The sequence below is a fragment of the Oleiphilus sp. HI0132 genome (assembly GCF_001635845.1).
The window spans coordinates 1-519 of record NZ_LWGJ01000519.1 but is presented as its reverse complement, the minus strand read 5'-3'; the positions used below and the strand labels follow the sequence as shown (position 1 = coordinate 519).

The following is a 519-nucleotide window of genomic DNA, read 5'->3' as shown; positions in this document are numbered from 1 at the left end:
AAACTCAGAGTGGCAGTGAAGGTTTTGGCTATGACCCGGTATTTTGGGTATCTGATCAACAATGTACCGCAGCAGAATTGACGAAAGAAGAGAAAAACAAAATTAGCCACCGTGGCCAGGCAACCCAGGCTTTGCTCGACAAAATTGAGCTAATCAAAGCGTCAATGGCTTAGGCTGAGCCTTGAATACACTGCCTCCACTAAGTCTCTATGTACACATTCCCTGGTGTGTACGCAAATGCCCTTACTGCGACTTCAACTCCCATGTCAGTGCTGAAATTCCAGAACAGGCCTATCTAAATAAGCTTCTTGAAGATTTGGACTTTGATAGGGAATTTGCACAGGGCCGTAAAATTGAATCGATCTTTTTTGGTGGCGGTACACCGAGTTTAATGTCAGGTGAGTTTTATCAGCGCTTACTACCTGCCATAGATAAGCGATTGCCTTTTGCCGAGCATATCGAAATCACACTCGAGGCTAATCCAGGTACGACTGAAGCGAAGCGATTTCAAGCTTATGC

2 protein-coding genes are annotated in these 519 nt (G+C 45.1%); both read left to right on the top strand.

Annotated elements, in window-relative coordinates; genetic code table 11:
- Positions 1 to 173 (top strand): non-canonical purine NTP pyrophosphatase (locus tag A3766_RS28765; RefSeq protein WP_197479377.1); only part of this gene is annotated, 173 nt, incomplete at its 5' end.
- Positions 174 to 181: 8 nt separating this feature from the next.
- A partial coding sequence (locus tag A3766_RS06200) for a radical SAM protein (RefSeq protein ID WP_156508728.1) occupies positions 182 to 519 on the top strand: 338 nt, incomplete at its 3' end.